The sequence below is a fragment of the Ruminococcus sp. RTP21484sp1_RTP21281st1_A8_RTP21281_210402 genome, from assembly GCF_040914025.1.
Lineage (GTDB): Bacteria > Bacillota > Clostridia > Lachnospirales > Lachnospiraceae > Blautia_A > Blautia_A faecis.
The window spans coordinates 1-23,319 of record NZ_JBCPGE010000051.1 but is presented as its reverse complement, the minus strand read 5'-3'; the positions used below and the strand labels follow the sequence as shown (position 1 = coordinate 23,319).

Here is a 23,319-nt window from a genome sequence, read left to right as displayed (position 1 = left end):
ATACCATCCAATGCTCAACGTACTGTATATCTCCAGCCAGTTCACATTTCCATTGTTTCTCAGCCTGTAGTTCTTTCTACATCCAAAACACTTTCCAGCTGACGTATCTTCTCGATAAGGGAATTCAGTTCATCCTTACAGCTGACGTTAAAGCTTACAGAAATAGTGGCCTTCTCCTGCTTGTTTGTTCGGCAGTTAATATTTCGGATGTCAATCTTACGCTCTGTAAAGATCTTGGAAATATCAACCAGAAGACCGGTACGATTATTAGCATATACATTGATCTCAGCCATGTAATGCTCATCCGGCTTGATCTCCGGATCCTGCCACTCTGCTTCCAGAAGACGTCTTCTGTCCATTTCAGACATATTCATCACATTTACACAGTCAGTTCGATGAATGGTAACACCACGGCCTCTTGTAACATATCCAACAATCTCATCACCGGGAATCGGATTACAGCATTTGGAGAAGCGTACTGCAACGTCATGAATGCCCCGTACTACAATGCCGCTCTTGCTCTTGATATGATGCTTCTTATCCTGATTCTCTGCGGCTGCTGCCTCCAGAACTTCTTCATCTGTGAGATTCTTTTTATTCTCTTTATCATAAGCTTCTACAAGCTTATTAAATACCTGTCCCTCTTTCAGTCCGCCATGTCCGATGGCGGCAAGTACAGAATCCCAGTCACGGAAACCATATTTACGAAGGACTGCGTCCAGATACTGAGTCTTGGTGTAATTAGCGAATTTAAAGCCCTTGCTCTTGGCATATTGGGCAAGCATTTCCTTGCCCTTCAGAATATTATCTTCCTTCAGTTCTTTCTTGAACCACTGATTGATCTTATTTCTGGCCTGTGTGCTCTTGACCACCTTCAGCCAGTCACGGCTTGGTCCCTGAGAATTCTGGGAAGTAATGATTTCAATACGGTCACCATTCTGGATCCGGTATTCAATGGGCACCAGTTTGCCATTTACCCTGGCACCTACCATTTTGTTTCCTACAGCACTGTGCACGCTGTATGCAAAATCAATGGGGGTGGAGCCGTTAGGAAGGGTTTTCACATCTCCCTGTGGAGTAAAGCAGTATACACTGTCTGCAAACAGATCCAGATCATTTTTCAGAAGACTCATGAACTCTTTATTATCAGACATGTCTCTCTGCCATTCCAGGATCTGGCGCAGCCAGTTCAGCTTCTCCTCCTCACGATTGCCTGAGGAAGCCTTACCGTCAGAAGCCTCTTTATACTTCCAATGTGCAGCAATACCGTACTCGGCAGTCTTATGCATCTCAAAGGTTCTAATCTGAATTTCAAAAGGCTGTCCATTCGGTCCGATCAGCGTGGTATGCAAAGACTGGTACATATTTGGTTTGGGCATTGCAATATAGTCCTTGAAACGTCCTGGAATTGGCTTATACATCTCATGGATCACACCAAGTGCCGCATAACAGTCCTTCACTGTATCTACCAGGATACGCACTGCAAACAAATCGTAAATCTGATCAATCGTCTTATTCTGATTTACCATCTTTTTATAGATACTGAAAAAGTGTTTTACACGGCCGTCAACCTGTGCCTTAATTCCGGCTTCTACCATATGCTGATGCACAGTCTTGACAATATTCCCTACGAATTCCTCACGGACGCTTTTACGAAGTGCTACTTTCTCAACCAGATCATAATAAACATCTGGTTTCAGATATTTCAGGGAAAGGTCATCCAGCTCTACTTTGATCTTGGAAATACCAAGACGCTGTGCGATAGGCGCATAGATGTCCATCGTCTCTCTTGCCTTCTCCTTCTGTTTCTCAGGAGTCATGTACTGAAGAGTACGCATATTATGAAGACGGTCTGCAAGCTTGATCAGAATAACACGGATATCCTTTGCCATGGCAAGGAACATCTTGCGAAGGCTCTCTGCCTGTAGCTCTACTTTATCCTTGGAATAGGACAGCTGACCGATCTTAGTTACCCCATCTACCAGAAGCGCAACCTCAGGACCAAATTCTCTGGTGATCTCATCACAGGTCATCCAGGTATCTTCAACAGCATCGTGAAGAAGGCCTGCTACAATGGTCTCCTTGTCCAGTTCCAGATCCGCCAGAATAATGGCAACACATAAAGGATGAATAATGTAGGGTTCCCCGGACTTTCTCTTCTGATCCTTGTGGGCTTCCCTTGCAGTCTCGTATGCCTTCTGGATCATGGTAATGTCCGTAGAAGGATGATATTTCTTTATGCTGGCAATCAGCTCATCATATAATACTTCAGGGCTTGTAAAGTCGTGCATGGATTTTACAGCTGCATCTGCTTTCTTCACAGACTCCAGCTTCTCCATATCCTCTTTTGATACTTCAGGCTCCTTGCCCTGCTCGTTAACAATATCAGCCATATTTCACACCTGCCTGTTTAAATACTATCTGCGTCAGCATCCGCCCACCTGTTTCCCCGGGGGAATCTGGCGAAACAGACACATCCTTTATTTACCTTCATAACGGATTACAGAAGCAACGTCATATTTCTCCAGTTTCTTACGCCCCTCAAGACCTGCAAGTTCCATCAGAAATACGATCTTCACTACCACTCCACCAAGCTGCTCTACCAGTTTCGCTGCAGCTTCAACTGTACCGCCTGTTGCGATCAGATCATCAATGATAACTACCTTCTGTCCTGGCTTAATGGCATCCTTGTGAATCTCAATCTCAGCTTTGCCATATTCCAGATCATAGCTTGCAGAAACGGTCTCACATGGGAGTTTTCCTTTCTTACGTACTGGTACAAAAGACTTATGAAGATTATAAGCAATTGGCATTCCAAAAATGAATCCACGGGATTCTGTTCCCACTATTACATCCACATCCACATCCTTCAGACAATCCTGCATGGAATCAATTGCAAGCTTCAGTCCGTCTGCGTCCTGAAGGATACTGGTAACATCTCTGAAAATAATGCCTGGTTCTGGAAAATCAGGTATACTTCTTATATATTCTTCTATTTTTTTCATAATAGCCTCCTCAGATTAATGGATGTTGTGGGGAAAGCCTCAGCCACCCCAGAGCGTGTTAAAAAAAAGAAAGCCTTTTTCACACATGCTCTAGCATCATAAATATTTTTTAGTATAACACTTTTTAAATCGGGAATCAACGCAAAACCGACAGGCTCACTGGAAATACTGCATTTTTCGTGGTTTTACATGATTATCCCCTTTTTAGCAATAATTTTGTATGACAATTTGCAAAGAGTCTCTTCCCATATAGGAGTTGATCTTCGGATAATAGGTTACAGAAATAGTTCCATGAGACCTTGCAAACTCTGCAAACTCCTTTGCCTCGCCCCAGTAAACCCCATCCATCACCGTGCCGGATTCGTCCATCAGCTGCAATTTCACTGTATTCTGAGTCTTTCCATATATTCCGGTTTTTAAAACGCGGAGATTTTTCTGGGCAAAAACAGGCTTCGCATTTCCTTTTCCAAAGGGTTCCAGAACAGAGAGCTGACGGATCAGATTCTCGTTTATGTAAGAAATGGGCATTGGTACATCGATCACGATTTTTGGGATCATATCTTCCTCTGTCAAGGTGCAGTTTTCATTGAGCTGACGGCGAAATGCTTCCACATTTGCTTCTTCTATAGAAAGACCTGCTGCCATAGGATGGCCACCATACTGGAGCAACAGACTGTCACATTTTACAAGCTCCTCATACATGGAATAATTTTCTGTAGATCTGCCGCTGCCTTTCACCGATTTTTCCCCTCTTGTAAGAACAAAAGCAGGCTTGTGATATTTTTCACGGATTCTTCCTGCTATGATTCCTGCAAGACTCTCATGACAATCCGGCAAAAATACAACCATTACTCTGTCATTTTTCAGATTGCTGCCCTCTATCAGCTTGTAGGCAGCTTCTGTACCCTGTTCCGTCAGTGCCTTACGGCTGTCATTCAATGCTTTCAGATCGTTTGCAAGCTTTGCAGCCTCTTCTTCATCTTCACACTGTAATAGGGACAGGGAGCGCATGGCTGTATCCAGTCTTCCGCTGGCATTAATGCACGGACCAAGGCGGAAACCAATATCATAGGAACTGATTTTCTGATTTTCCAAACCAATTGCTCTTATCAAAGCTTTCAGTCCCTTATTTTTTGTATGAGGCAGACGTAAAAGTCCCTCTTTTACAAGAATACGGTTTTCTCCCTGAAGGTCCATAATATCTCCAACTGTAGCGATAGCCGCAGGTTCCAGATAATCTTCTTTCTCACTCTCCGGGATTCCATATTTTTCATACAATGCAAAAACCAGTTTCATTGCAACCACTGCGCCACAGATATTTTTATTTGGATACGTACAGTCAGACTGTTTTGGATTGATAATTGCATCTGCCAGAGGAAGCTTGTATTTTCGCCCTTCTTCTGTATCTTCAAAAGGGACCTCGTGGTGATCCGTCACTACCACTGTCATGCCCATTTTTTTTGCAAATGCAATCTGATCTGCAGCCGAAATTCCATTGTCACAGGTCACGATCGTATCTACTCCATCCTCTTTTGCTTTCTCTATAAGATGATTATGGATTCCATATCCATCTGCAATGCGGTCCGGAATATAGGTATCTACATTCGCCCCCAGGCGTTTAAATCCTTTTAACAGAATATAAGTTGCAGTTACACCGTCAATATCATAATCTCCTATAATTCTCATCCTGGTTCCCAGATCTATTTTTTGCGAAATAATTTCCACAGCTTTGTCAATATCCTTCAGACTTTTCCAGGATGGAATGTCATCCAGGGTTCCGTTCAGATACTGATTAATTTCTGCATCTTCTGTAATATCCCTGTTCCGAATAATCCTGGCGATCACCGGATCTATTCCATACTTCCGGCCAATCTCCTGAAAATCAGCTCTTTTCGCCGCTAATACCCATTTTTCCATGCTTTGTCTCCTGTTGTAAATTGTATTGCTATTTAATTGGTTGGTCGTTATCCCGGACGCGATTTCACAATGTATATTCACCGCCGCGCGTCGCAACGTTCCGGCAAGCTAATGACTAACTGCGACTAAGACGCTCAGGAGAGCCTTCGCGCCTAAGTCTCCGTAAGTCATGGATCTCGCCTCCACTAAAACCGCTCCTGAAATGCGCGGCTTGCGAATATACATTGCAAAATCGCTGGATGCTGGAAAGGGAAGAAAGAAACAGTAACGACAACAACGAGGGTGGGGGGAAGTAATTGGTATCCCGCAACTTTATTATTTTTTGTCAATCTATCATTGTCAAAAAAGTATAGGGAAGCCAGTCACTCATCCTCCCCCTTCGTAAAAAGTTCTTATATAACATCAGTCCCAGCCAGTACACAGCATTTGGGCAATGTGTATTACTCCAGCGAGCCATTTCAGGCGCGTTCTTAGCGCAGATGAAATCCAGCGCTTACGAAGACTTATGCGTGAGGGCCCTCCCGAACGCATTAGTCGCAGTTAGCGATTAGTTCATCGGAGCGTTGCGCCGGCGAGTGAGTAATACACATTGTCCAAATGCGTCCGCATTGAAGAACTTTTCAACCCACTAAATAGTAATAGAATTTCACACAAAAAGCAAGCCAGGACAGATGTTTCCACCTGTCCTGGCTTAAGTTTATTTAATTATCTGTCTTCCTCAGAAGAACCATTCTCAGTATTCTTAGCCGCCTCCTGGGCTGCAAGACGCTCCTGAACTCTCTTACGATTTTTCTTCTTCGGCTGGGTCTGTCCATTTGCAGCTGGAGCACTTGGTGCCTTTGCACTTGAAACAGACTGTTTAACCGGAGCAGCACCAGCTGTAGCTTTTACAGTCTGAGCCTGTCCGCCGCCGATTTTCTTTTTCATTACCAGCCAGAGAGCTCCGGTAATGCATACAGAAGAATAAGCACCGCAGATAATACCAACCATCAGCGGAGCTGCAAACTCACGGATGGAAGATACACCCATGATATAAAGAACAGCTACCATGATAAAGGTAGTAAGGGAAGTATAAATACTTCTGGTAAGTGTCTGTGTAATACTCTTATTCACCACTTCCTCGAGCTCATCTACGCGCTTGCTTCCGTGAAGATTCTCACGGATACGGTCGAAGATAACGATAGTGGCGTTGATAGAATAACCAACAATAGTCAACATACAAGCGATAAAAGTATTTCCTACGGAAATTCTGGAAATCGCATAGAATGTAAGGACAACAAGCACATCATGAAGAAGTGCAAGTACCGCACTTCCTGCAAAACGGATATCCTTGAAACGGAACCAGATGTAAAGAAGCATGAAAATAGTGGCAACAAAAACGGCTACTACAGCATCTCTTCTCATTTCGTTGCTGACAGTGGAGGAAATACTCTCTGCCTGGATCAGGGATTCATCTACACCAAACTTGTCAACAAGTGCCTTATTCAGTGCCTCACGTTCGTCAAGATTCAGGGAACGTGTCTTGATGATAACCTGATTTGTTCCAACAACCTTAGTAGGCTGTACATTCTTATCTCCTGTAACCTCTTCCACTACAGGTGTAACCTCAGAATCAATGGTCTTAATGTCCATATCTTCGTTAAAGGTGACATTGGTAGAAGTACCACCTGAAAACTCAAGGCTGTAGTTCAGGGCTTTTCCGCCTGTAGCCTTGTGGATCAGCATAGTGGCTGGTCCGGCAAGGATCAGGATAATGGAAAGGGTGAAGCATAATCTTCTCTTTCCAACAAAGTTAATGACTTTCTTCTCTTCAGTCTTTCCATAGAATTTCTCATCGCGAACGCCAACTGCATATAATGCATTGATCACAAGTCTGGAAAATACCAGAGCTGTAAACATGGAAATCACAATACCAAGTGCCAGTGTATATGCAAATCCTTTAACAGAACCAGTACCCAGCCACATCAGAACGAATGCTGCGATCAGGGTTGTGATGTTTCCGTCAAAGATTGCGGAAAAAGCCTTGGAGAAGCCAGCTTTGATCGCGGATCTTACGGTAGAGCCTGTACCGATTTCCTCACGGATACGTGCATAAATAATAACATTCGCATCTACTGCCATACCAATGCCAAGGATGATACCTGCAATACCCGGAAGCGTAAGGGTAATGTCAAATGCATTTAAGGTAAGCAGAATGGTCGCTGTGTAGAAAATCAGGGAAAGGCCTGCAACTGCACCAGGTACACGGTAAGCGATGATCATAAACAGAATTACGATGATCAGACCGATCAGACCTGCAATAAGGCTGGTGGAGATTGCTTCTTCACCGAGCTGTGCAGCTACAACGCTGGAACGAAGCTCTGTCAGTTCAAGGCTCAGGGATCCGATACGGATATAGGAAGCAAGCTCCTGTGCTCTCTCAACACTTTCCATACCACTGATCTGTGCCTTACCGCCTGTGATGGCTTCATTTACTCTTGGAGCGCTTAATACGCCGTTGTCATAGATAATCGCGATCTGTTTTCCAACATTGTTCTGAGTTGCCTCTGCGAATTTTGTTTTTCCCTCGTCTGTAAGAGTCAGATCTACCACGTACTCTCTGCTGCTGGAATTCTGCTGCTGGATTGCACCGCCTGTAGCATCTGCCACATCTGTACCTTCCAAAACCACAGAGCCGGCTGCACGGATCTCGTCAAGACTTCTTGCCAGAGAGTATCCGGTCTCGCTGCTGGAATCTGCCTGGAAATTTGCGTTTCCATCCTCATCCTGCTGTGTGATAAAGCACAGGGAACCTGGCTGGCCAAGTTCTTCCAGAATAGCATTTGCATCTGTTACACCAGGAATCTCTACATTGATACGGTCAGATCCTTCCTGATATACCTGAGCCTCTGTACTGTACTGCTCAACACGTTTCTGCAGCTTGTACACAGTATCACTCATGTCTTCACTGCTTGGGTTACTGTCCTTTGCCTGATATGTAATGCTGACACCACCAGCCAGATCAAGTCCGGTCTTGATATTCTTCATAGCACCGGTTCCTGTAGGGCCAATGCCTACAGCAGCCGTATAGCAGAAGAACACGGTAACGATGGCAGTCAGGATCAGGACTAAGATACCTCTTGATTTTTTCATTGTTCTGTCCCTTCTTTTTTGTTTTTCGCAAAAGCAGGGACTGACAGAAATCTTCGCAGCTGGCGAAGTGCTATCAGTCTTCTGCCAGTGCAGCTTTTATCATGATGGCGCACTCCACACGCTTCCTCTGGAGCTCGCATCCGATTTCATAATTGCTTCTGATATCCTTATGGGCATGATATCCGTTTGCTGCGCATCCGCCACTGCAGTAGAATCTTGCAAAACAATCCTTGCAGGCTGGCTTGGTGTAAACATTGCAGCATCCGAAATCCTTCTGGATGTCAGGTCTCGTAATCCCTTCATCCACATTTCCCATCAGATATTCTTCTTCCCCAACAAACTGGTGGCATGGGTAGAAATCCCCCCATGGAGTTACGGCAAGATATTCTGTGCCGCTTCCGCATCCGGAAAGTCTCTTGTATACACAAGGGCCACCGGTAAGGTCGATCATGAAATGGAAGAAATTAAAACCTTTGCCTTCTTTCTCGCGTTTTATCATCTCTTTCGCAAGAAGGTCGTATTCTTCCATGATCTTCGGCAGGTCTTCCTCCCGAAGTGCGTACTCCTCAGATGGATCTGCCACTACAGGCTCTACAGAAATCTGCTTGAATCCAAGGTCTGCAAGATGAAGAACATCCTGGGAGAAATCAAGATTATGATGAGTGAAGGTTCCTCTTACATAATACTTGTCCTGGTTACGGGACTCTGCAAATTTCTGAAACTTCGGAAGGATCAGATCATAGCTTCCTGCCCCTTTGCGGAATGGGCGCATAAAATCGTGAACTTCCTTACGGCCATCAATACTGAGGACCACATTTTCCATCTCTTTGTTGCAGAATTCCATTACCTCATCGTTCAGCAGAACACCGTTGGTAGTAAGGGTAAAACGGAATTTTTTATTGTGGATTTTCTCCTGCTCACGGCCGTATGCTACCAGGTCCTTAACAACCTGCCAGTTCATAAGCGGCTCGCCGCCAAAGAAATCCACCTCCAGATTGTGTCTGGAGCCTGAATTAGCGATCAGGAAATCCAGTGCCTTCTTCCCTACCTCAAAAGACATGAGAGCTCGTCTTCCGTGGTACTCTCCTTCTTCTGCAAAGCAGTAGCGACAGGCAAGGTTACAATCGTGGGCGATGTGCAGACAGAGCGCTTTTACCACTGTCTGACGGTTCTTGGTAAATGTATCAATAGCATTCTCATATACATCTCTGGTGAAAAGCATGCCATCGGCTTTCAGCTTCTCACACTCTGCCACTGATGTCTTAATATCTTCTTCTGAAAACTGATCTCCCAGTTTTCCTACAATGGCAGCTGTGTCCAGACCTTCTTCCATATAAGGAAGTACTTCGTAGGTCACTTCATCCACAACATGGATACATCCGCTGTTGATGTCCAGCACGATGTTGTAGCCATTGTTCTGATAACGGTGAATCAGACTCATGTTAGTATATCCTTTCATTCTTTCCTATTGCATGAATAAGCAGCGGCTTTTACACCGCTGCTTACATACGTTTCCAGTTGCCCGACTTATTTGTTCTCGCAGCTCTGGTTTCCTACTGTACAGGATGTCTTGCATGCGGACTGACATGATGTCTGACACTCGCCGCAGCCGCCTTTCTTTACAGTGTTCTGCAGGTTCTTTGTATTTAATGTTTTGATATGCTGCATAGTATTAGCCTCCTTATGTATATAATCTTTGCCTAGTATATCATATTTTTTTTTATTTTTAAAGCATTTTTTATTGGACAGAGTGCGAATCTTTTCAAAAAATGCGGGAATGATTTCTCAAACACGCTCTAAGACAACATCCCACCAAGAGCACCACCACCCAGACACATAAAAAAAGTAGTTACTGCATGTACCAGACTCATTTCCCATTTTCCCTGCACTACAAAAGATACTGTAATCAAAAGCAAATAGTAAAAAGCCCCTACCAGAATTCCCCATAAATACTTATCTTTGCGCAGAATTTTTCCTGACATGAAGCCTCCTGAAAAACAGGACAAAATATACACAGCTACAATTCCTGCTGACACAGGCTTTTCTCCCAGGTCAAACTGGAATAAAAGGAATGCCAGAAGCAAAAGAAACGCTCCGGTAACTGCATAGGAAAAAAGTAAAGATTTTAAAATGACTTTTACTTTCATAAAAACAGCCCTCCCATATGTAATATATGGAAGGGCTGGCTTCGTTATTCATGGATTATGAATGTCCGTTTTAATTATCCTGTCTGCTTTATCTTTTCTTTTTGCGGACAATAATCACAATAATGATCACAGCGGCTGCAGCGATCACAAGGATCACAAAGGGAAGGATCATGGTGTTGTCACCAGTTTTTACTGCATTTGAGGTCTGACTCTGACCGTTATTTCCGTTTGAGGTAGCAGCCGTATTTCCTGCAGTGTTGCCTGTAGTGTTTCCTGCAGTCTGTCCCGCATTTGTACTGGAACCTGTTCCATTTGAAGCACTGCCATCTGTTGTGCCAGAATTTATAGTTCCATCAGATGCCACACCTGGTGTATTGCTGGTTCCGGAATTGTCACTGCCGTCAGAGCTTCCGGTACCAGATGAAGAACCACCATTTCCGGTTCCTGAAGTCCCATTGGAAGAGCCATTTGTATTTCCATTGCTGATTCCATTTGAATCACCTGTATTTCCACCAGTTTCATTTCCGCTATTGCTATCCGTTTTACCCGTTCCGGATCCATTTGTTCCATTCGTACCAGCTCCGGTCACAGATGGAGACGGGGTAGGTGTTCCACTGATCGTCACAGTAGGTGTAGGAGTTGGTGTACTTCCATCGCCATACGCTCCATTTGCAATGTCCTCTCCTACGATTGGACGAAAACCTGCAATTCCAAACGGGCTGAAAGAATGTGTGCTGAATACCATGGTGTTTCCGTTTACACTGGGAATAATGGTCTCTGTCGCACCATTATCAAGAAGATGCTCAATCGAATATTTATATCCTTCTTTGACAGGAATCGTTACGCTTACATACTGTCCATCCGGAATTTCATACTCTGTATTATTCTTCAGATCCCATAATTTAAATTCATAGGATTGGAAGATAGTAGCTTTATCTTCATTTTTAAATTCGTAATTTTCACCACTGGTCACCTGGAACTGAACATACCAGGGAAGATCTATACCTGATACAGAAATCCCCTCACAGCTGTGATTCTGGGCTGCCCTTGCAGCCTGCTCTTCTTCTGTGAGATCTTCCTCAACAGTTGCCGGTCTTGTATCCGCTGTGGTAAAGTCAAGAGGATTATCAAATATATTTTTCTGGTCATCCTCTGTAGGGTCTGTTGTGTCTTTTACTTCCGTGGTGTCTGTTGTATCTGTGGTATCTTTTTTCTCTTCTGCGTTCTCATTTTTCACAGAATCCCCTGTACCATCAAGAATGGTAGCACCAGGCATCAGCTCACCAAAAGTTTCGTTCAGTTTTCCAGTATCTTCTAAAGAATCTGCGGTCTGCACATTGTCAGATGCTGCATCCTCACCATTATCAGAATTTGTACTCTCTATGCTATCTGCGGCTGTATCTGAACCTGTATCAGCTTTTGACTCTTCTGCAGCTGTATCTGAACTTGTATCAGCTTTTGACTCTTCTGCAGCTTCTTCCTGAATATCTTCAGAATCTACAGTTTCTTCCATTGCAGGAGCCGTTGCTTCTGTTTTTTCTGCCGGGGTTGTAATTCCAGCCGCTTCGGTGTTCTCTTCAGATTTTACTTCATTGGAAGCAGGAGTGCTCTCGATGGTTTCTTCTTTCTTATTTGATTCACTGTTCTGCTTGTTTCCCGCATTCTCAGTCTGATCTTCTGTCTTCCCTGAAGCTTCTGAATCATTCTGCTGATTCTCACCTGGAACTGCCTCATCATCAGATTTTATATCTGTATCTTTATTGTCAGAAGTTGTGTCATCCGGGACAGATGCTTCACTGCTCTCATCACCTGTTTCCACATCTGCAGCAGTATCAGAAGGCTGATCTTCAGAACTCTCTTCTATGCTGCTGACAACAACTGTGATCTTACCTTTCACAACTTTTTTCTCAGAATCCCATCCGGAAATATAAGAAAGATCCACGTCTGCTGCTGGTTTAAATACTACTTCGCAGGTCTGCACTCTTTTATCCGGTATATATGAATCATCCGCCCAGGAAAGCGTTCCATAATCACTCTTGGGCAATGCCACTTCCGAAAGAGCAACTGGCTGATCAATTGTGATATTTTCCGGAATCAGACTGGATTTCTCAAGTCTGGTCTCTGTATTCTGCCCCCATGCAACTACTGGATAACCCTGTCCTGTCATAAGTACTGCTGTCATCGCAGCTGCCGCAAGTAATGATACGCTTTTTCTGTACATAACGTTTTTCTTCTTTTTCATCCTGGCACCTCTGTCGTAATATGTATATTAAATGTAACTGCCCACATCCCTAGAGCCTGTTTAAAAAATCATTCCCGCAATCTGCACGCCCCACTTTGCGGGAGATTTCACCCGAATTCGGTTGCCGTAGCCCGCTACGGCGCCCTCATCCGAGCGAAATCTCCCACAAATTGTGACGCACATCTTGCAGAAATCCTTTTTCAAACACGCTCTAGCCAAATCCACATCAATCATAAAATCTATATAATCCAAAGGCAGTACAACTGTCCAAAATCAATCTCAAATTATAAACAGGTGAATTTTCACACTGTGATTCACAGTAGCTATTTATTCAGCCCTTAATCTACACTATATCAAATCTTTACTCTTTTGTAAACATTTTGTAATAATTTATTTTTTTACCGAACTGAATTATAACACAGTTCTTTCTTTTTCGACACCCCCAATTCCACTTTTTTCGTTACTTTTCGCAATCCATAAACTCAAAGTACTGTTCATTCCGTGACCAGTAACGCGCTTCGCGATGCACAGAAAAACGAACCTTCTTGTGACAAGCACAAGAAGTAGCGTTTGCTGCGCAAACTTAATTCTCGGGTTTTCTGTGAACTTTGTTCACAAAAAACACCTCGCGGAACGTTACCAGGAACAGTAACAACTCAAATGCTTTTTCCTTGCATTTTAAGCCTGAATCATGTATATTCTTTTTAATACATAAAAAAAGGAGTGAATATAGTTTGGATTCAAGTGTTCCTATACAGGCGGTCACCATACTGATTCTGGTGCTGTTGTCCGCCTTCTTTTCCTCTGCGGAGACATCCATGACGGCTGCCAACCGCATTCGGATCCATTCCCTGGCTGAACAGGGAAACAAGCGAGCCATTATCCTGGAGAAAATAATTTCCAATTCTGGAAAAATGCTCAGTACAATTTTAATCGGAAACAACATTGTAAACATTGCAGCCTCTTCCCTTGCTACCACTTTTACCATGAAAGTATTTGGAAGCATGTATATCGGCGTGGCTACCGGCGTTATGACATTGCTGGTACTTCTGTTTGGCGAGATCACCCCGAAGACCATTGCCACACTGAAAGCGGATGATCTGGCGCTCACCTATGCCAGACCTATATATGCGCTTATGACAGTACTGACCCCGGTTATTTACATTGTGGGAAAACTGGCTAACGGCATTCTTTTTCTCCTTCGTGTTGACCCCAATGCGAAGAAAGACACCATCACAGAACATGAGCTTCGTTCTATGGTAAATGTAGGGCAGGAAAACGGTGTTATTGAGCGGGAAGAAAAGCAGATGATCTACAATGTGTTTGATTTCGGTGATTCTGCTGCCAAAGATGTAATGATTCCCAGAATTGACATGACTTTTATTGACGTGGATTCCACTTATCAGGAACTTATGGATATTTTCAAAGAAGATATGCACACCCGTTTTCCTGTTTATGAGGATAACACAGACAATGTGATTGGAATTATCAATATTAAAGATCTTCTTCTCTATCCGGAAAATGAACCGTTTTCTATCCGTAAGATTCTCCGTGAGCCTTATTTCACTTATGAATATAAGCGTACCACAGATCTTATGATGGAAATGAGAAAAGCTTCCGTAAACCTTGCAATCGTTCTCGACGAATACGGCTCCACTGCCGGTCTTGTCACTCTTGAGGATCTTTTGGAGGAAATCGTAGGTGAAATCCGTGATGAATATGACGAAGATGAGGAAGAACCGATCCGTGAGATTCAGCCTGGCCGGGAGTATGAAGTTCTTGGTTCTGCCAAACTGGATGATGTCAACGAAGCACTGGGTACCAAACTTGAATCAGAGGACTACGATTCTGTAGGCGGATATATTATTGAACAGCTTGACTGCCTCCCACGCGAGGGCGAATCTGTCACTTTGGAAGACGGCATGCATCTTGTTGTAGATGAACTGGATAAGAACCGTATTGAACTGGTGCATATCTGGCTGCCAGAGCATAAAGAAAATCCAGAAGCTGCTGACGCATAAATGAATCTGTCATACTGCTGATTTTTTCATAATCTGCAAGCCTGCAAATGCCGGTATTTCCGGTAGATTTCAATTGTAAAAATCCGAATGTTTCCAAAGCGGATCATTCGGATTTTTCTTATCTCACCGATTTCCCAGCATTAAACAAAACTGCTTGACAATCCTGTCTATTTCGCCGGTAACAGCCTCCACACCAGTTTCTGTTTCTCTCCAGTTCTCCCTGGTAATTCCATCCGGGCAGGCCGGACATACCATAATTACCGTCTCCGGATATAAAAGCTGATAATACATCAATGATCTTCTGGCATGGTAAGTTTTGCAGCACAGAATCGCTTTTTTCACCTGAATTTTGTGAAGGTCTGTCACCTGCCTGGAAAAAATTGCATTTTCATAGGTAAAGGTAGCCTGATCCTCTCTCAGAATAGCCTCTTCCGGAACTCCGTTTTTCAAAAGTACATTTTTCAGGAATTCCCATTCCGTCTCATAATCTCCACCATATATTTCTTTTTTTGACTGCACACCTGCAAATTTGCCAAGTGTAATACTGTATCTTCCGCTTGGCAAAATATAGGGGGCATATCCTTCTCTATATAAAGAAGCTGCTTTTTCTGCCATATCCGGGAAACCATTTCCCGGCACGAAAATGATATCTGCTTTTTCCGGCTGGCTCTCGGCAAAAACAAACTCCTCCACATTTTTCATAAATTCATTATAATTCACGCTTTTGTTCCTTCTTTCTGCCAGAGGACTTTCCCCTGCACTTATGATTTTCCATTATAACTTTTTTTCCTGCTTTTTTCTACTTTCTTTTCACTTCGTCACAATCAACGTACAGTACCCATCCTCCCGCAATTTCTGTTCCATACGGATAGCATTATCCAGCTGTAAAAATGCACCTACCTGAACCTTATAAAGTTCTCCATCCTGCAAAATATATGCCGGATAACCTTTTTCCTGAAGCAAGTAAAGCATTCGATCCGCATTTTCCCGTTTGCGAAAAGCTCCAGTCTGTACACGGTAATACAAAGGTTCTTCACCCTGCTGCTGATCCAGAGTTCCAAGAATCGCCCCGGCAATAGCCTGCGCGATCTCAGCATTTTTTTCATCATAAAGCTGATTATCTTTGTCAGAATTTAAAAATCCGGTTTCAATAAGCAACGCCGGCATTTTTGTTTTTCGTAGCACAACAAGGCCCGGTCTTGCCTGAACTCCAATTTCACGGAATCCCAATTCGCCCAGAGCACCTACAATATTCTGTGCCATTTCATACTTAATTCCGTTTTTATCATAAACCAGCACTTCTACACCATTATACTGATTCACCTCAGGGCTGCTGTTCCTGTGAAAAGAGATAAAAAAATCCACTTTTGCCTCATTTGCCAGCCTTGCCCGCTCAAAAGGAGAAATGTAATCATCTGTAGTTCTTGTATATAAAACATCAACTCCGTTTTCAGACAGAATTCTTCCAACCTCCATAGCCAGAGCAAAATTGTCATCTTTCTCTCTGCGCCCTTTATATACCGCTCCCGGGTCGTTGCCGCCATGTGCTGGTTGTAGTTTACGCAAATTGTGATATGTATTCCCCAGTATATATGGGGAGTTAGAAATGTATTGAGATTAGATAGCCTTTTTCTCCAAGTCCTCACAGTAAACGCTTGAAAATAAATGTTCCAGTTCATTTCCGAAGTTGTATGAGATTTTAAGTTTGCGGTTTTCATAAACTGTTATCTGGTCTATCATTTCCACAATAATATCTCTGTCTAATTCTTCAATGTCTTTCAGTTCCAACAACCGCCTTAACCACGGTGTTTCAAAAACATCTTCTGCTACACTTTCCTTTTTCTTTTCTTCCAGCGTTTCAATCTGTTTGGAGTAAAGCGTTTCTTTTTGTTGATAGTCCTCTCGATAAGAAAGAAATTCTTCTTTAGAAATCAGTTCGTCTTTGTAATCTTCATAAATTGACTTTTTCAACTTCTTCACTCTTTCAAGCTCTGCTTTTAACTTTATCAGTTCTATGTCTGTTGATTTTCTGATTTTTGTTGCTGTGAAAGATTGTGATTTTACAAGTTCCTGCAAGTTCTCTACATTGCGGATAATCTGTTTTAAATCTCCCAGCACAATATCATTCAATACTTGAAACGGGAGCGTGTGCGGAGTGCAATAATCTTTTCCGCTTCTTTTGTAAGTTCCACAATAGAATGAATAGGACTTACTTCCGTCAGCACGTCGCCAGAAATTTTTCATCATTGCCCGACCACAATCGCCACACTTAATAAAACCTGCAAAGATATTTTTATCTGTTTCTAAATCAATATCCCTATGCTTTTTTGTCAGCAGTTTTTGTACCTTATCCCACAGTTGACGGTCTATAATCGGTTCATGTGTATTTTCAACCCTTATCCAGTTTTCTTTCTCAACTAGACGCTGTTTGCTTCTCATACGTTGATGTTTCTTTCCTTGTACCATGTTTCCAATATAAATCTCATTTTGCAACATCACTTTAATTGTAGAATAAGTCCAATAAGAAGTTTTTTCTAACCGATTACAATTTTTGTAATTTTCTCCATTGAGCTTTTTATATTCCGACGGACAAAGGATACCCTCTGCATTTAGTATTTTTGCAATGCTTTGTTTCCCTATTCCTTGTGCATACATAGTAAATACTCTTTTTACAACTTCGGACGCATATTCATCAATCACAAGTTTATTTTTATTTGCAGGAGATTTCTTATAACCATAGCTTGTAAAAGCTCCGATAAATTCTCCTGCTTTCTGCTTTGATTTTACAGTCGCTTGAACTTTATTAGAAATATCTCTGGCATACTGTTCGTTGAATATATTTTTAATAGGAAGTAACATATCGTATGCCTGCTTCATACTATCAATATTATCTGTTACAGAAATAAAACGAACATTAAGCTCTGGAAATATTCTTTCCAAATATCGCCCCGTATCAATGTAATCTCGTCCGAAACGGGAAAGGTCTTTTACAACAACACAATTTACCTTGTTATCTTCAATGTCAGCAATCATTCTATGGAAGTCTGGTCTATTAAAATTCGTTCCCGTAAAACCGTCATCAATATAAACATCATATAAGATAAAGTCATCATGCTTATTCACATATTCTGTTAAAAGTTTTCTCTGATTTCCTACACTATCGCTTTCTTCCTTATCTCCGTCCTCTCGTGATAATCTGATATAAATAGCTACGTTAAATAAGTTTGAACCTTTTTGATAAAGCATTTTTCCACCTATTCAACTGCCGTACCTATGATAATATTATATCATAAAGTACGGCTTCTTTCCATTGTTTTCAAGGGTTTTACCCTCTTGATAGTCCTTTTTTTACATGAGATTTCACGATACGGACAAGCAATTCCTCTACGGAAAATTTACCTAAAAATTCCCGTTCTACGATATATTGTGCAGGTTCTTTTTTAGCCAAGTTATCAGCCCCCTTAGTCAGCTATCTATTCTCAACATACGCACATAGGCTTATCCAATATGCGTATTTTTCACAATGTTACAGAAGCAGACAGACGGCTTTGGAAAGCTCCATTAGTATCTCAACTATTCCCATTCCTGTGGGCAAAACCGCACCATGCGGACGTATCATTATTCTGTGAGGATAGGTCGTGGCAAAACGACTTTTCCAACAGTCGCTCTCGGATCACTGCGTGGGTCGCTCGCTTTCTTTTGAAAAGGTCGTGGCGTACAGTCCCCGTGGCTCGCTATCTCACAAACGTATCTGTCTGCTTTATTCAGTTGTCAAAGAGCTGTGGCGAAAGCGTGTTGCTTTCATGTTAAAGCATGGGCAGAGCAAGAAAGAGGGGATTGAACAAATCATGCTCTGCGGTTATTGCTTGTTATTCTTCTTCGATTTCTAAGGCAATATCAAACCCTAAAATCATTTTAATAAGTGCTTCTCTGATAAGTCCCTTTAAAGATAACTTTTCTTCAAACTCGGCAACATCTATCGGCAGGTCGAACCAGTATGATATTGTTTCTTCGCCAGTTGTTCCTTTCGTTTCCACCAGCACCCTTGTTTCCTGCATTGTTCCTCACGTCCTTTCTGTTGTTTCATCACATCTTTTAAGGTTTGGTACGACATACCAAACACATACTTTGAAAAATCTTCTAACTGTCTTTCTTCATAGTAGGCAGGGTTCAGTCGTTTCATTTCCTGCCACGCCTTACGCTTGTAAGAGGGCAGGTCGGAAATGTATTCACAGCCGACTTTTGCCTGCATATCCTAAAAAATATCGTTCATTTCATCACTCCAATCTGAAATGTAGGTAAGAAAAAAGCAGTCAATCCTAAGACTAACTGCTTTGTGTGTATGGATATGAAATTGTCAAACTGGGAATTGTAGCACTATTGACTTACTACTGGTTTGCCGTCTTTATCAAGTAATGGTGTAAATCCCGCTGCATTTCCGTTCCTATGGAAAACATAATTTACACCTGTTTGTGTATCAACCCAAATTTCCACTACATCAATCGTACCTTGTTGATAAATCTTCTTAAAACGATCCATAAGTATTCCTCCTTAAAAATTCTAATTTGCCGTTTTCTTCATATCCATATTATACCATTCTCATATCAGCACCACAATAAAATTTTAAGCACCGATAATTTTATTGAATAGCTCTAACAGTACATCTTTCACACCGCCAGCGTTGAACACCAAACCGACAGCAATCAATGCAACTACCAAGAAGCCAATGAGCTTTGAAAACTCACGCTTGAACCCTAAGTAGATACCGATAACCACAATCGCCATAAGCACTAAGCTTTGTGCATTGCTTAAAAACCAAGTGCATAAATTTTGTCCGAAATTCATTTAATTGTCCTCGCTTTCTTCTAATTGTTTCATTTCATAGTCAGCTTCTTTGCCGACATTCAAAATACACATCAAGACTATGCCGATACCCATTCCCTTAGATACCAGCAGGAAGTCTTTTAATAATATCCACATTTTTCATCACTCCTAACTTTCTACTAAATCTTTTGCAGGGGTCGTCTGCTGTTTGATTATCATTTCATGTTTTTCTGTGAGCTTTGCCTGCTGTTCGATTGTTTCCATGTAGTCTGTACCGTTTCCTTTATCAATCTTTTTCAGCATTTTCAAGGTCGGTGCTACCTGCCGTTGTACCCACCGCAATGTACGGTCTAAGGTGTAAGGCTCTGGCTTTGTCGTCAGCTTCAAGCTCTGTCTGTTATCGCCGATAAACCAAGCCCAGCGGTCATTGAGCTTCCAGTCATTTTTTCGCTTGTCTGGTTCTTCATCAACAAACCGCACATACTGATTGATGATAGAAAATGCGGTCTGTTCTGCGTCATAATAGGTCAGCAAATCTCGTACTGCATAATAAGCACGTTCATTACGAAGCCGTATCTCAAAACGGTTGATAATGTCGGCTTCATCAAGCGGTGTACCCAGCTTGACGTACTGCTCATAGTCCTTTTCATAGATACAAAAATACACATCTGATTTCAGCGACCCAAGATAAAGGGTACGTCCCATATATTCTCTGTCGTCCTCTCTGTGCTTTATAAGCTCGCCCGACTGATAAAACTTGTAGCTTCTGGACTTTCCGATATATTCCCGTTTCCTGCATTTTTCTGCAAGCTCTGGAATATCCAAAATGCCCGTATGGTCGTTGATAGCAAGGTCGATACGCTTCATCACACCACCGTCTACGAGTGCGTCCATGAGAAAGTCATACCAGCTTCTTTGTTGTGCCAGCAGGTAACTTTCAAACTGCCTGCAACCACGCCCCTTTAACTCTAAAAGGACACCTTTTTCTTCGTCAGCTGACGTATAGATAAAGATGTCCCCTAATGAATAATGCTCCGTATAACTGTAATGTCCGTAATCTTCATGGAGCATATAATTGATATTCAGTTTTAATATATCTTTGATGATGTGCTGTATATCCAGCGTGGGAAAACGAATTTTCACATAATCAAACAGCATGGTAAGCGGTGCTTCTGGATTGAACCTTGCCAGTTCTTTATGCAGAGTTTCCAGAAGTTCTTTTGACGGCTTCATTTTTCCGCTTTCTATCTTATTGAGATATTCTCTTGTGATACCAGAAGCCACCGCCAGCCTGCCTTGTGAGATACCGTAACTCTTGAATTTGCAGGCGAAAGCGAGCCAGTCTTTGAAAGAGATAAAAATAACCGCAGGGTCTTAGCCAGACGAAGCTATAACCTTTATTCTGACGTACAGAAAGGCGAAAATGTTGTGGTAGAAATTCCCGTGCAGGCTGGCGAAAAGCATTTCAAGTATGAGCAGAAAGTAAAACTTGTCAATCCGAAGTTATACGGCAGAGGTTATGCAATCGGGGATATGGGACATACCGATTATGTGTTAGTTGCTGATGATATTGTAGCAGTTGAAGAAAAGTAAAGGAGTGAAGAATTTATGAGATTATCAAACGGGTTTGTTATTGACAAAGAGAAAACATTTGGAGAATTAAAATTTACAGCGGTGCGTGATGTGTTCTTGCAGAACGAGGACGGGACACCGAATAGCCAGCTTAAAAAGCGTATCTATGATTTGAAGTGCAGTCTGCATGGTGGAATTATCCCCGTGTCTGTACCGCCAGAAGTACCGTTAAGGGAATTTCCGTACAATGCAGTCGTGGAACTTGTCAATCCCGTAGCCGATACTGTATCACGAAAAACCTATACGGGTGCAGATGTGGACTGGTATGTAAAAGCAGAGGATATTGTATTGAAGAATAAAAGCAACCAAAACGCAGGCAGTCCACAGAACCATGTACCGCAGGGACAGCCGAAGAAATAATTATATTAGCAAAAAAATATTGTATAGGTGATAAAAGAAAGTTATAATCCGTTTTAAGAATAATAATACACTTTGCGGAGGTATCTTTTATGAGTAGTGAAATTATTCAAACATTAGAAGCGTTATTATCTCTAGGAATAGCATTTTTGTGTGTGCGTTTATCAAAGTATAGGTATCAAGAAAATGAGAAATATGCAGTCAAGTATGAAAATAATGCAAAAATGTTGATAATTCGATGGATAATAACAGAAATATTTAAATGGGGGAGTATTTTGATGCTGATAGGTATAATAATTAAGGAATTATCTATTTTTCTTGCTCTTTATATACTCATTCCACTACTTATTGCACTTCACATGATTTTTTTTAATTCGGATTATTTGAAAGGAGTTATGACATTTACAAAAGGTATTTACTATGTTGGGTTGACTATCATTTCAATAATTCAAGTTTTTTTTACAACTGCAAATGTTGCTGAACTTGCATTAGGCTTTACGTTATCACTAGCAATATTTGAAAGCATAACAGCTTTAGATGATGGTTACAAAAATATGAAGAAATCAAAATAAATGATGATTTTTATTTTATAAGCAGTTAGTCTTAGGATTAACTGCTTTTTTCATACCCAGAAAGGAGTGATTGATTTATGCGTACCGATTGGGAGCATTTCAGCTTGTTAGAGAACGGCTTGACGCTTTCCCCTTACAACTTCATAACCATACTGATAGCGACTGGTGTTTGTGCATTGGTCGCTTTTCTGTATTACCGCTTCTGTTACGATAGTTTCAAGAAGCTCCTGCACCGTCAAAAGCTGGCACGAATGGTACTGGAAAATAAGTGGTATGAAGCCGATACCGTACAAGACAGCGTTTTTTTTACTGACCTGCAAAGCAGATCAAGGGAAAAAATCGTCTGGTTTCCAAAGATTTATTATCAAATGGAAAAGGGACTGCTTCATATCCGCTGTGAAATCACATTAGGAAAATATCAAGACCAGCTTTTACGGTTAGAGGATAAATTGGAAAGTGGCTTGTATTGTGAGCTGACCGACAAGACCCTGCATGACGGCTATATCGAATATACCCTGCTTTATGATATGATAGCGAACCGCATTACCATTGATGAAGTACGGGCAGAAAACGGCTGTCTAAAGCTGATGAAAAATCTTATCTGGGAATATGACGCACTTCCTCACGCCCTTATCGCTGGTGGAACGGGTGGCGGTAAAACCTATTTTCTGCTGACACTCATTGAAGCCCTACTGCATACCAACGCTGTCCTTTACATCTTAGACCCGAAGAACGCTGACCTTGCAGACTTAGGGACAGTTATGGGAAATGTGTACCACACCAAAGAAGAAATGATTGATTGCGTCAATGCCTTTTATGAGGGCATGGTACAGCGAAGTGAGGAAATGAAGCAACACCCGAACTATAAGACGGGCGAAAACTACGCATATCTGGGACTGCCACCCTGCTTTCTTATCTTTGATGAATATGTGGCATTTTTTGAAATGCTGGGGACGAAAGAAAGCGTGAGCCTACTTAGCCAGTTAAAGAAAATCGTTATGTTAGGACGGCAAGTGGAGAATTGCCCGTTATCATCAGTTACCACTACATGATTTTCGCCCGTCGTCTTGCTTGTGATCCTAAAGGGAACATCAGCAAGACGATTGTGTGTGCCTGCACCGATTTTTACGCCCTCAATATCCCCACGCTTAATCTGATTGTAGATAGAATGGGCTTTGTCGGTTAAGTCCACGATTTTTCCATTTTCTGTGATTGTAAAATCAATCGGTTTTGCTCCGTCTGTCAAATATCCGTTTGGAGCTTCACTCTCAACGATACGGAATTTTCCATAAGGTAAGAGGTCAGAAGAAGTAGAAGCGATACCCTCAATATCGGTACGGATTGTCTTTACCACTTCATTTTTCTTGTATAGCTTACCCTCAACCAATACAGAATTATCATTTAAGGAAATGATGTCAAAAGCAGTATCTTTTAATGTGGCACTTCCTTGTGGCTTTGTATCGCCCGTTT

The 23,319-nt window shown here is 42.0% G+C and carries 21 protein-coding genes and 5 pseudogenes; 6 read left to right on the top strand and 20 right to left on the bottom strand.

What is annotated here, in order from left to right:
- Positions 1-59: 59 nt before the first annotated feature.
- The 9 genes from AB5170_RS18845 to AB5170_RS18805 all read right to left on the bottom strand — a co-directional run bounded on the left by AB5170_RS18845 (position 60) and on the right by AB5170_RS18805 (position 12,614).
- On the bottom strand, positions 60-2,339 hold the full coding sequence (locus tag AB5170_RS18845; RefSeq protein ID WP_334285091.1) for a bifunctional (p)ppGpp synthetase/guanosine-3',5'-bis(diphosphate) 3'-pyrophosphohydrolase: 2,280 nt from the start codon (positions 2,337-2,339) through the stop codon (positions 60-62).
- 141 nt (positions 2,340-2,480) lie between these two features.
- Positions 2,481-3,005: an adenine phosphoribosyltransferase gene (locus AB5170_RS18840; RefSeq protein WP_118579390.1), complete on the bottom strand. Its 525-nt coding sequence runs from the start codon at positions 3,003-3,005 to the stop codon at positions 2,481-2,483.
- A gap of 204 nt (positions 3,006-3,209) precedes the next feature.
- The gene (gene recJ / locus AB5170_RS18835; protein WP_118579387.1) at positions 3,210-4,922 is read right to left on the bottom strand and encodes a single-stranded-DNA-specific exonuclease RecJ; all 1,713 of its coding nucleotides are present in this window, start codon (positions 4,920-4,922) and stop codon (positions 3,210-3,212) included.
- Between the two features lie 705 nt (positions 4,923-5,627).
- On the bottom strand, positions 5,628-8,054 hold the full coding sequence (secD, locus tag AB5170_RS18830) for a protein translocase subunit SecD (protein WP_173769922.1): 2,427 nt from the start codon (positions 8,052-8,054) through the stop codon (positions 5,628-5,630).
- Positions 8,055-8,127: 73 nt separating this feature from the next.
- The gene (gene scfB, locus AB5170_RS18825; RefSeq protein ID WP_368361940.1) at positions 8,128-9,489 is read right to left on the bottom strand and encodes a thioether cross-link-forming SCIFF peptide maturase; all 1,362 of its coding nucleotides are present in this window, start codon (positions 9,487-9,489) and stop codon (positions 8,128-8,130) included.
- A 92-nt stretch (positions 9,490-9,581) separates the two neighbouring features.
- Positions 9,582-9,722, bottom strand: coding sequence for a six-cysteine ranthipeptide SCIFF (gene scfA, locus AB5170_RS18820; protein WP_021926839.1), 141 nt, complete (start codon positions 9,720-9,722; stop codon positions 9,582-9,584).
- A 128-nt stretch (positions 9,723-9,850) separates the two neighbouring features.
- Positions 9,851-10,201, bottom strand: coding sequence for a TIGR04086 family membrane protein (locus tag AB5170_RS18815; protein WP_118584282.1), 351 nt, complete (start codon positions 10,199-10,201; stop codon positions 9,851-9,853).
- Positions 10,202-10,289: 88 nt separating this feature from the next.
- Positions 10,290-12,443 carry a hypothetical protein gene (locus tag AB5170_RS18810; protein ID WP_294422321.1) on the bottom strand — a complete coding sequence of 718 codons (2,154 nt, stop codon included), beginning with the start codon at positions 12,441-12,443 and terminating at the stop codon, positions 10,290-10,292.
- A gap of 60 nt (positions 12,444-12,503) precedes the next feature.
- Positions 12,504-12,614, bottom strand: a complete 111-nt coding sequence (locus AB5170_RS18805; RefSeq protein WP_308768498.1) for a DUF6783 domain-containing protein — start codon at positions 12,612-12,614, stop codon at positions 12,504-12,506.
- Here AB5170_RS18805 and AB5170_RS18800 point away from each other — a divergent pair.
- Both AB5170_RS18800 and AB5170_RS18795 read left to right on the top strand, forming a co-directional pair.
- Positions 12,564-12,785 (top strand): annotated as a pseudogene (locus tag AB5170_RS18800) (DUF6783 domain-containing protein); the annotation flags it as partial. The gene AB5170_RS18805 and the pseudogene AB5170_RS18800 sit on opposite strands and share 51 nt — an antisense overlap.
- A gap of 392 nt (positions 12,786-13,177) precedes the next feature.
- Complete coding sequence (locus AB5170_RS18795; protein ID WP_173715882.1) at positions 13,178-14,464, top strand: HlyC/CorC family transporter; 1,287 nt, start codon at positions 13,178-13,180, stop codon at positions 14,462-14,464.
- Between the two features lie 123 nt (positions 14,465-14,587).
- Here the strand turns inward: AB5170_RS18795 and AB5170_RS18790 are convergent, their stop codons facing one another.
- The 10 genes and pseudogenes from AB5170_RS18790 to mobT form a co-directional block, all read right to left on the bottom strand.
- Positions 14,588-15,184 (bottom strand): YdcF family protein, encoded by a 597-nt coding sequence (locus AB5170_RS18790; RefSeq protein WP_330386275.1) that lies wholly within the window; start codon positions 15,182-15,184, stop codon positions 14,588-14,590.
- 90 nt (positions 15,185-15,274) lie between these two features.
- Positions 15,275-16,030, bottom strand: coding sequence for an N-acetylmuramoyl-L-alanine amidase (locus AB5170_RS18785; RefSeq protein WP_195477814.1), 756 nt, complete (start codon positions 16,028-16,030; stop codon positions 15,275-15,277).
- Positions 16,031-16,081: 51 nt separating this feature from the next.
- Complete coding sequence (locus tag AB5170_RS18780; RefSeq protein ID WP_195983102.1) at positions 16,082-17,710, bottom strand: recombinase family protein; 1,629 nt, start codon at positions 17,708-17,710, stop codon at positions 16,082-16,084.
- 79 nt (positions 17,711-17,789) lie between these two features.
- A complete protein-coding gene (locus AB5170_RS18775) occupies positions 17,790-17,912 on the bottom strand; it encodes a hypothetical protein (protein WP_002323371.1) in 123 nt (40 codons plus the stop codon).
- A gap of 421 nt (positions 17,913-18,333) precedes the next feature.
- Positions 18,334-18,417 (bottom strand): annotated as a pseudogene (locus AB5170_RS18770) (helix-turn-helix domain-containing protein); the annotation flags it as partial.
- Positions 18,418-18,440: 23 nt separating this feature from the next.
- The gene (locus tag AB5170_RS18765) at positions 18,441-18,716 is read right to left on the bottom strand and encodes a conjugal transfer protein (RefSeq protein WP_226837645.1); all 276 of its coding nucleotides are present in this window, start codon (positions 18,714-18,716) and stop codon (positions 18,441-18,443) included.
- Between the two features lie 125 nt (positions 18,717-18,841).
- The gene (locus AB5170_RS18760; RefSeq protein WP_022615845.1) at positions 18,842-19,003 is read right to left on the bottom strand and encodes a DUF6440 family protein; all 162 of its coding nucleotides are present in this window, start codon (positions 19,001-19,003) and stop codon (positions 18,842-18,844) included.
- An 84-nt stretch (positions 19,004-19,087) separates the two neighbouring features.
- Complete coding sequence (locus tag AB5170_RS18755; RefSeq protein WP_195983101.1) at positions 19,088-19,309, bottom strand: hypothetical protein; 222 nt, start codon at positions 19,307-19,309, stop codon at positions 19,088-19,090.
- Positions 19,310-19,444, bottom strand: coding sequence for a DUF3789 domain-containing protein (locus tag AB5170_RS18750; RefSeq protein ID WP_195983100.1), 135 nt, complete (start codon positions 19,442-19,444; stop codon positions 19,310-19,312).
- A 12-nt stretch (positions 19,445-19,456) separates the two neighbouring features.
- Positions 19,457-20,650: a MobT family relaxase gene (gene mobT / locus AB5170_RS18745; protein WP_195983104.1), complete on the bottom strand. Its 1,194-nt coding sequence runs from the start codon at positions 20,648-20,650 to the stop codon at positions 19,457-19,459.
- Here mobT and AB5170_RS18740 point away from each other — a divergent pair.
- The 4 genes and pseudogenes from AB5170_RS18740 to AB5170_RS18725 form a co-directional block, all read left to right on the top strand.
- Positions 20,600-20,881 (top strand): annotated as a pseudogene (locus AB5170_RS18740) (YdcP family protein); the annotation flags it as partial. The gene mobT and the pseudogene AB5170_RS18740 sit on opposite strands and share 51 nt — an antisense overlap.
- 15 nt (positions 20,882-20,896) lie before the next feature.
- Positions 20,897-21,280: a YdcP family protein gene (locus tag AB5170_RS18735; protein WP_195983099.1), complete on the top strand. Its 384-nt coding sequence runs from the start codon at positions 20,897-20,899 to the stop codon at positions 21,278-21,280.
- Positions 21,281-21,369: 89 nt separating this feature from the next.
- Positions 21,370-21,849, top strand: coding sequence for a hypothetical protein (locus AB5170_RS18730; protein WP_195983098.1), 480 nt, complete (start codon positions 21,370-21,372; stop codon positions 21,847-21,849).
- A 77-nt stretch (positions 21,850-21,926) separates the two neighbouring features.
- Positions 21,927-22,862: pseudogene (locus AB5170_RS18725) on the top strand (FtsK/SpoIIIE domain-containing protein); the annotation flags it as partial.
- On the opposite strand, the pseudogene AB5170_RS18720 reads toward AB5170_RS18725, so the two are convergent.
- Positions 22,862-23,319 (bottom strand): annotated as a pseudogene (locus AB5170_RS18720) (prealbumin-like fold domain-containing protein); the annotation flags it as partial. The pseudogenes AB5170_RS18725 and AB5170_RS18720 sit on opposite strands and share 1 nt — an antisense overlap.

Excerpts from the sequence above, each read along its gene's own strand:
- AB5170_RS18810 (WP_294422321.1), bottom strand. The coding sequence starts at position 12,443 with ATGAAAAAGAAGAAAAACGTTATGTACAGAAAAAGCGTATCATTACTT.
- AB5170_RS18765 (WP_226837645.1), bottom strand. The coding sequence starts at position 18,716 with ATGCAGGCAAAAGTCGGCTGTGAATACATTTCCGACCTGCCCTCTTAC.
- AB5170_RS18840 (WP_118579390.1), bottom strand. The coding sequence starts at position 3,005 with ATGAAAAAAATAGAAGAATATATAAGAAGTATACCTGATTTTCCAGAA.
- AB5170_RS18780 (WP_195983102.1), bottom strand. The coding sequence starts at position 17,710 with ATGCTTTATCAAAAAGGTTCAAACTTATTTAACGTAGCTATTTATATC.
- recJ (WP_118579387.1), bottom strand. The coding sequence starts at position 4,922 with ATGGAAAAATGGGTATTAGCGGCGAAAAGAGCTGATTTTCAGGAGATT.
- AB5170_RS18730 (WP_195983098.1), top strand. The coding sequence starts at position 21,370 with ATGAGTAGTGAAATTATTCAAACATTAGAAGCGTTATTATCTCTAGGA.
- AB5170_RS18750 (WP_195983100.1), bottom strand. The coding sequence starts at position 19,444 with ATGTGGATATTATTAAAAGACTTCCTGCTGGTATCTAAGGGAATGGGT.
- AB5170_RS18760 (WP_022615845.1), bottom strand. The coding sequence starts at position 19,003 with ATGGATCGTTTTAAGAAGATTTATCAACAAGGTACGATTGATGTAGTG.
- secD (WP_173769922.1), bottom strand. The coding sequence starts at position 8,054 with ATGAAAAAATCAAGAGGTATCTTAGTCCTGATCCTGACTGCCATCGTT.
- AB5170_RS18755 (WP_195983101.1), bottom strand. The coding sequence starts at position 19,309 with ATGAATTTCGGACAAAATTTATGCACTTGGTTTTTAAGCAATGCACAA.
- AB5170_RS18845 (WP_334285091.1), bottom strand. The coding sequence starts at position 2,339 with ATGGAGAAGCTGGAGTCTGTGAAGAAAGCAGATGCAGCTGTAAAATCC.
- scfA (WP_021926839.1), bottom strand. The coding sequence starts at position 9,722 with ATGCAGCATATCAAAACATTAAATACAAAGAACCTGCAGAACACTGTA.
- AB5170_RS18815 (WP_118584282.1), bottom strand. The coding sequence starts at position 10,201 with ATGAAAGTAAAAGTCATTTTAAAATCTTTACTTTTTTCCTATGCAGTT.
- AB5170_RS18735 (WP_195983099.1), top strand. The coding sequence starts at position 20,897 with ATGAGATTATCAAACGGGTTTGTTATTGACAAAGAGAAAACATTTGGA.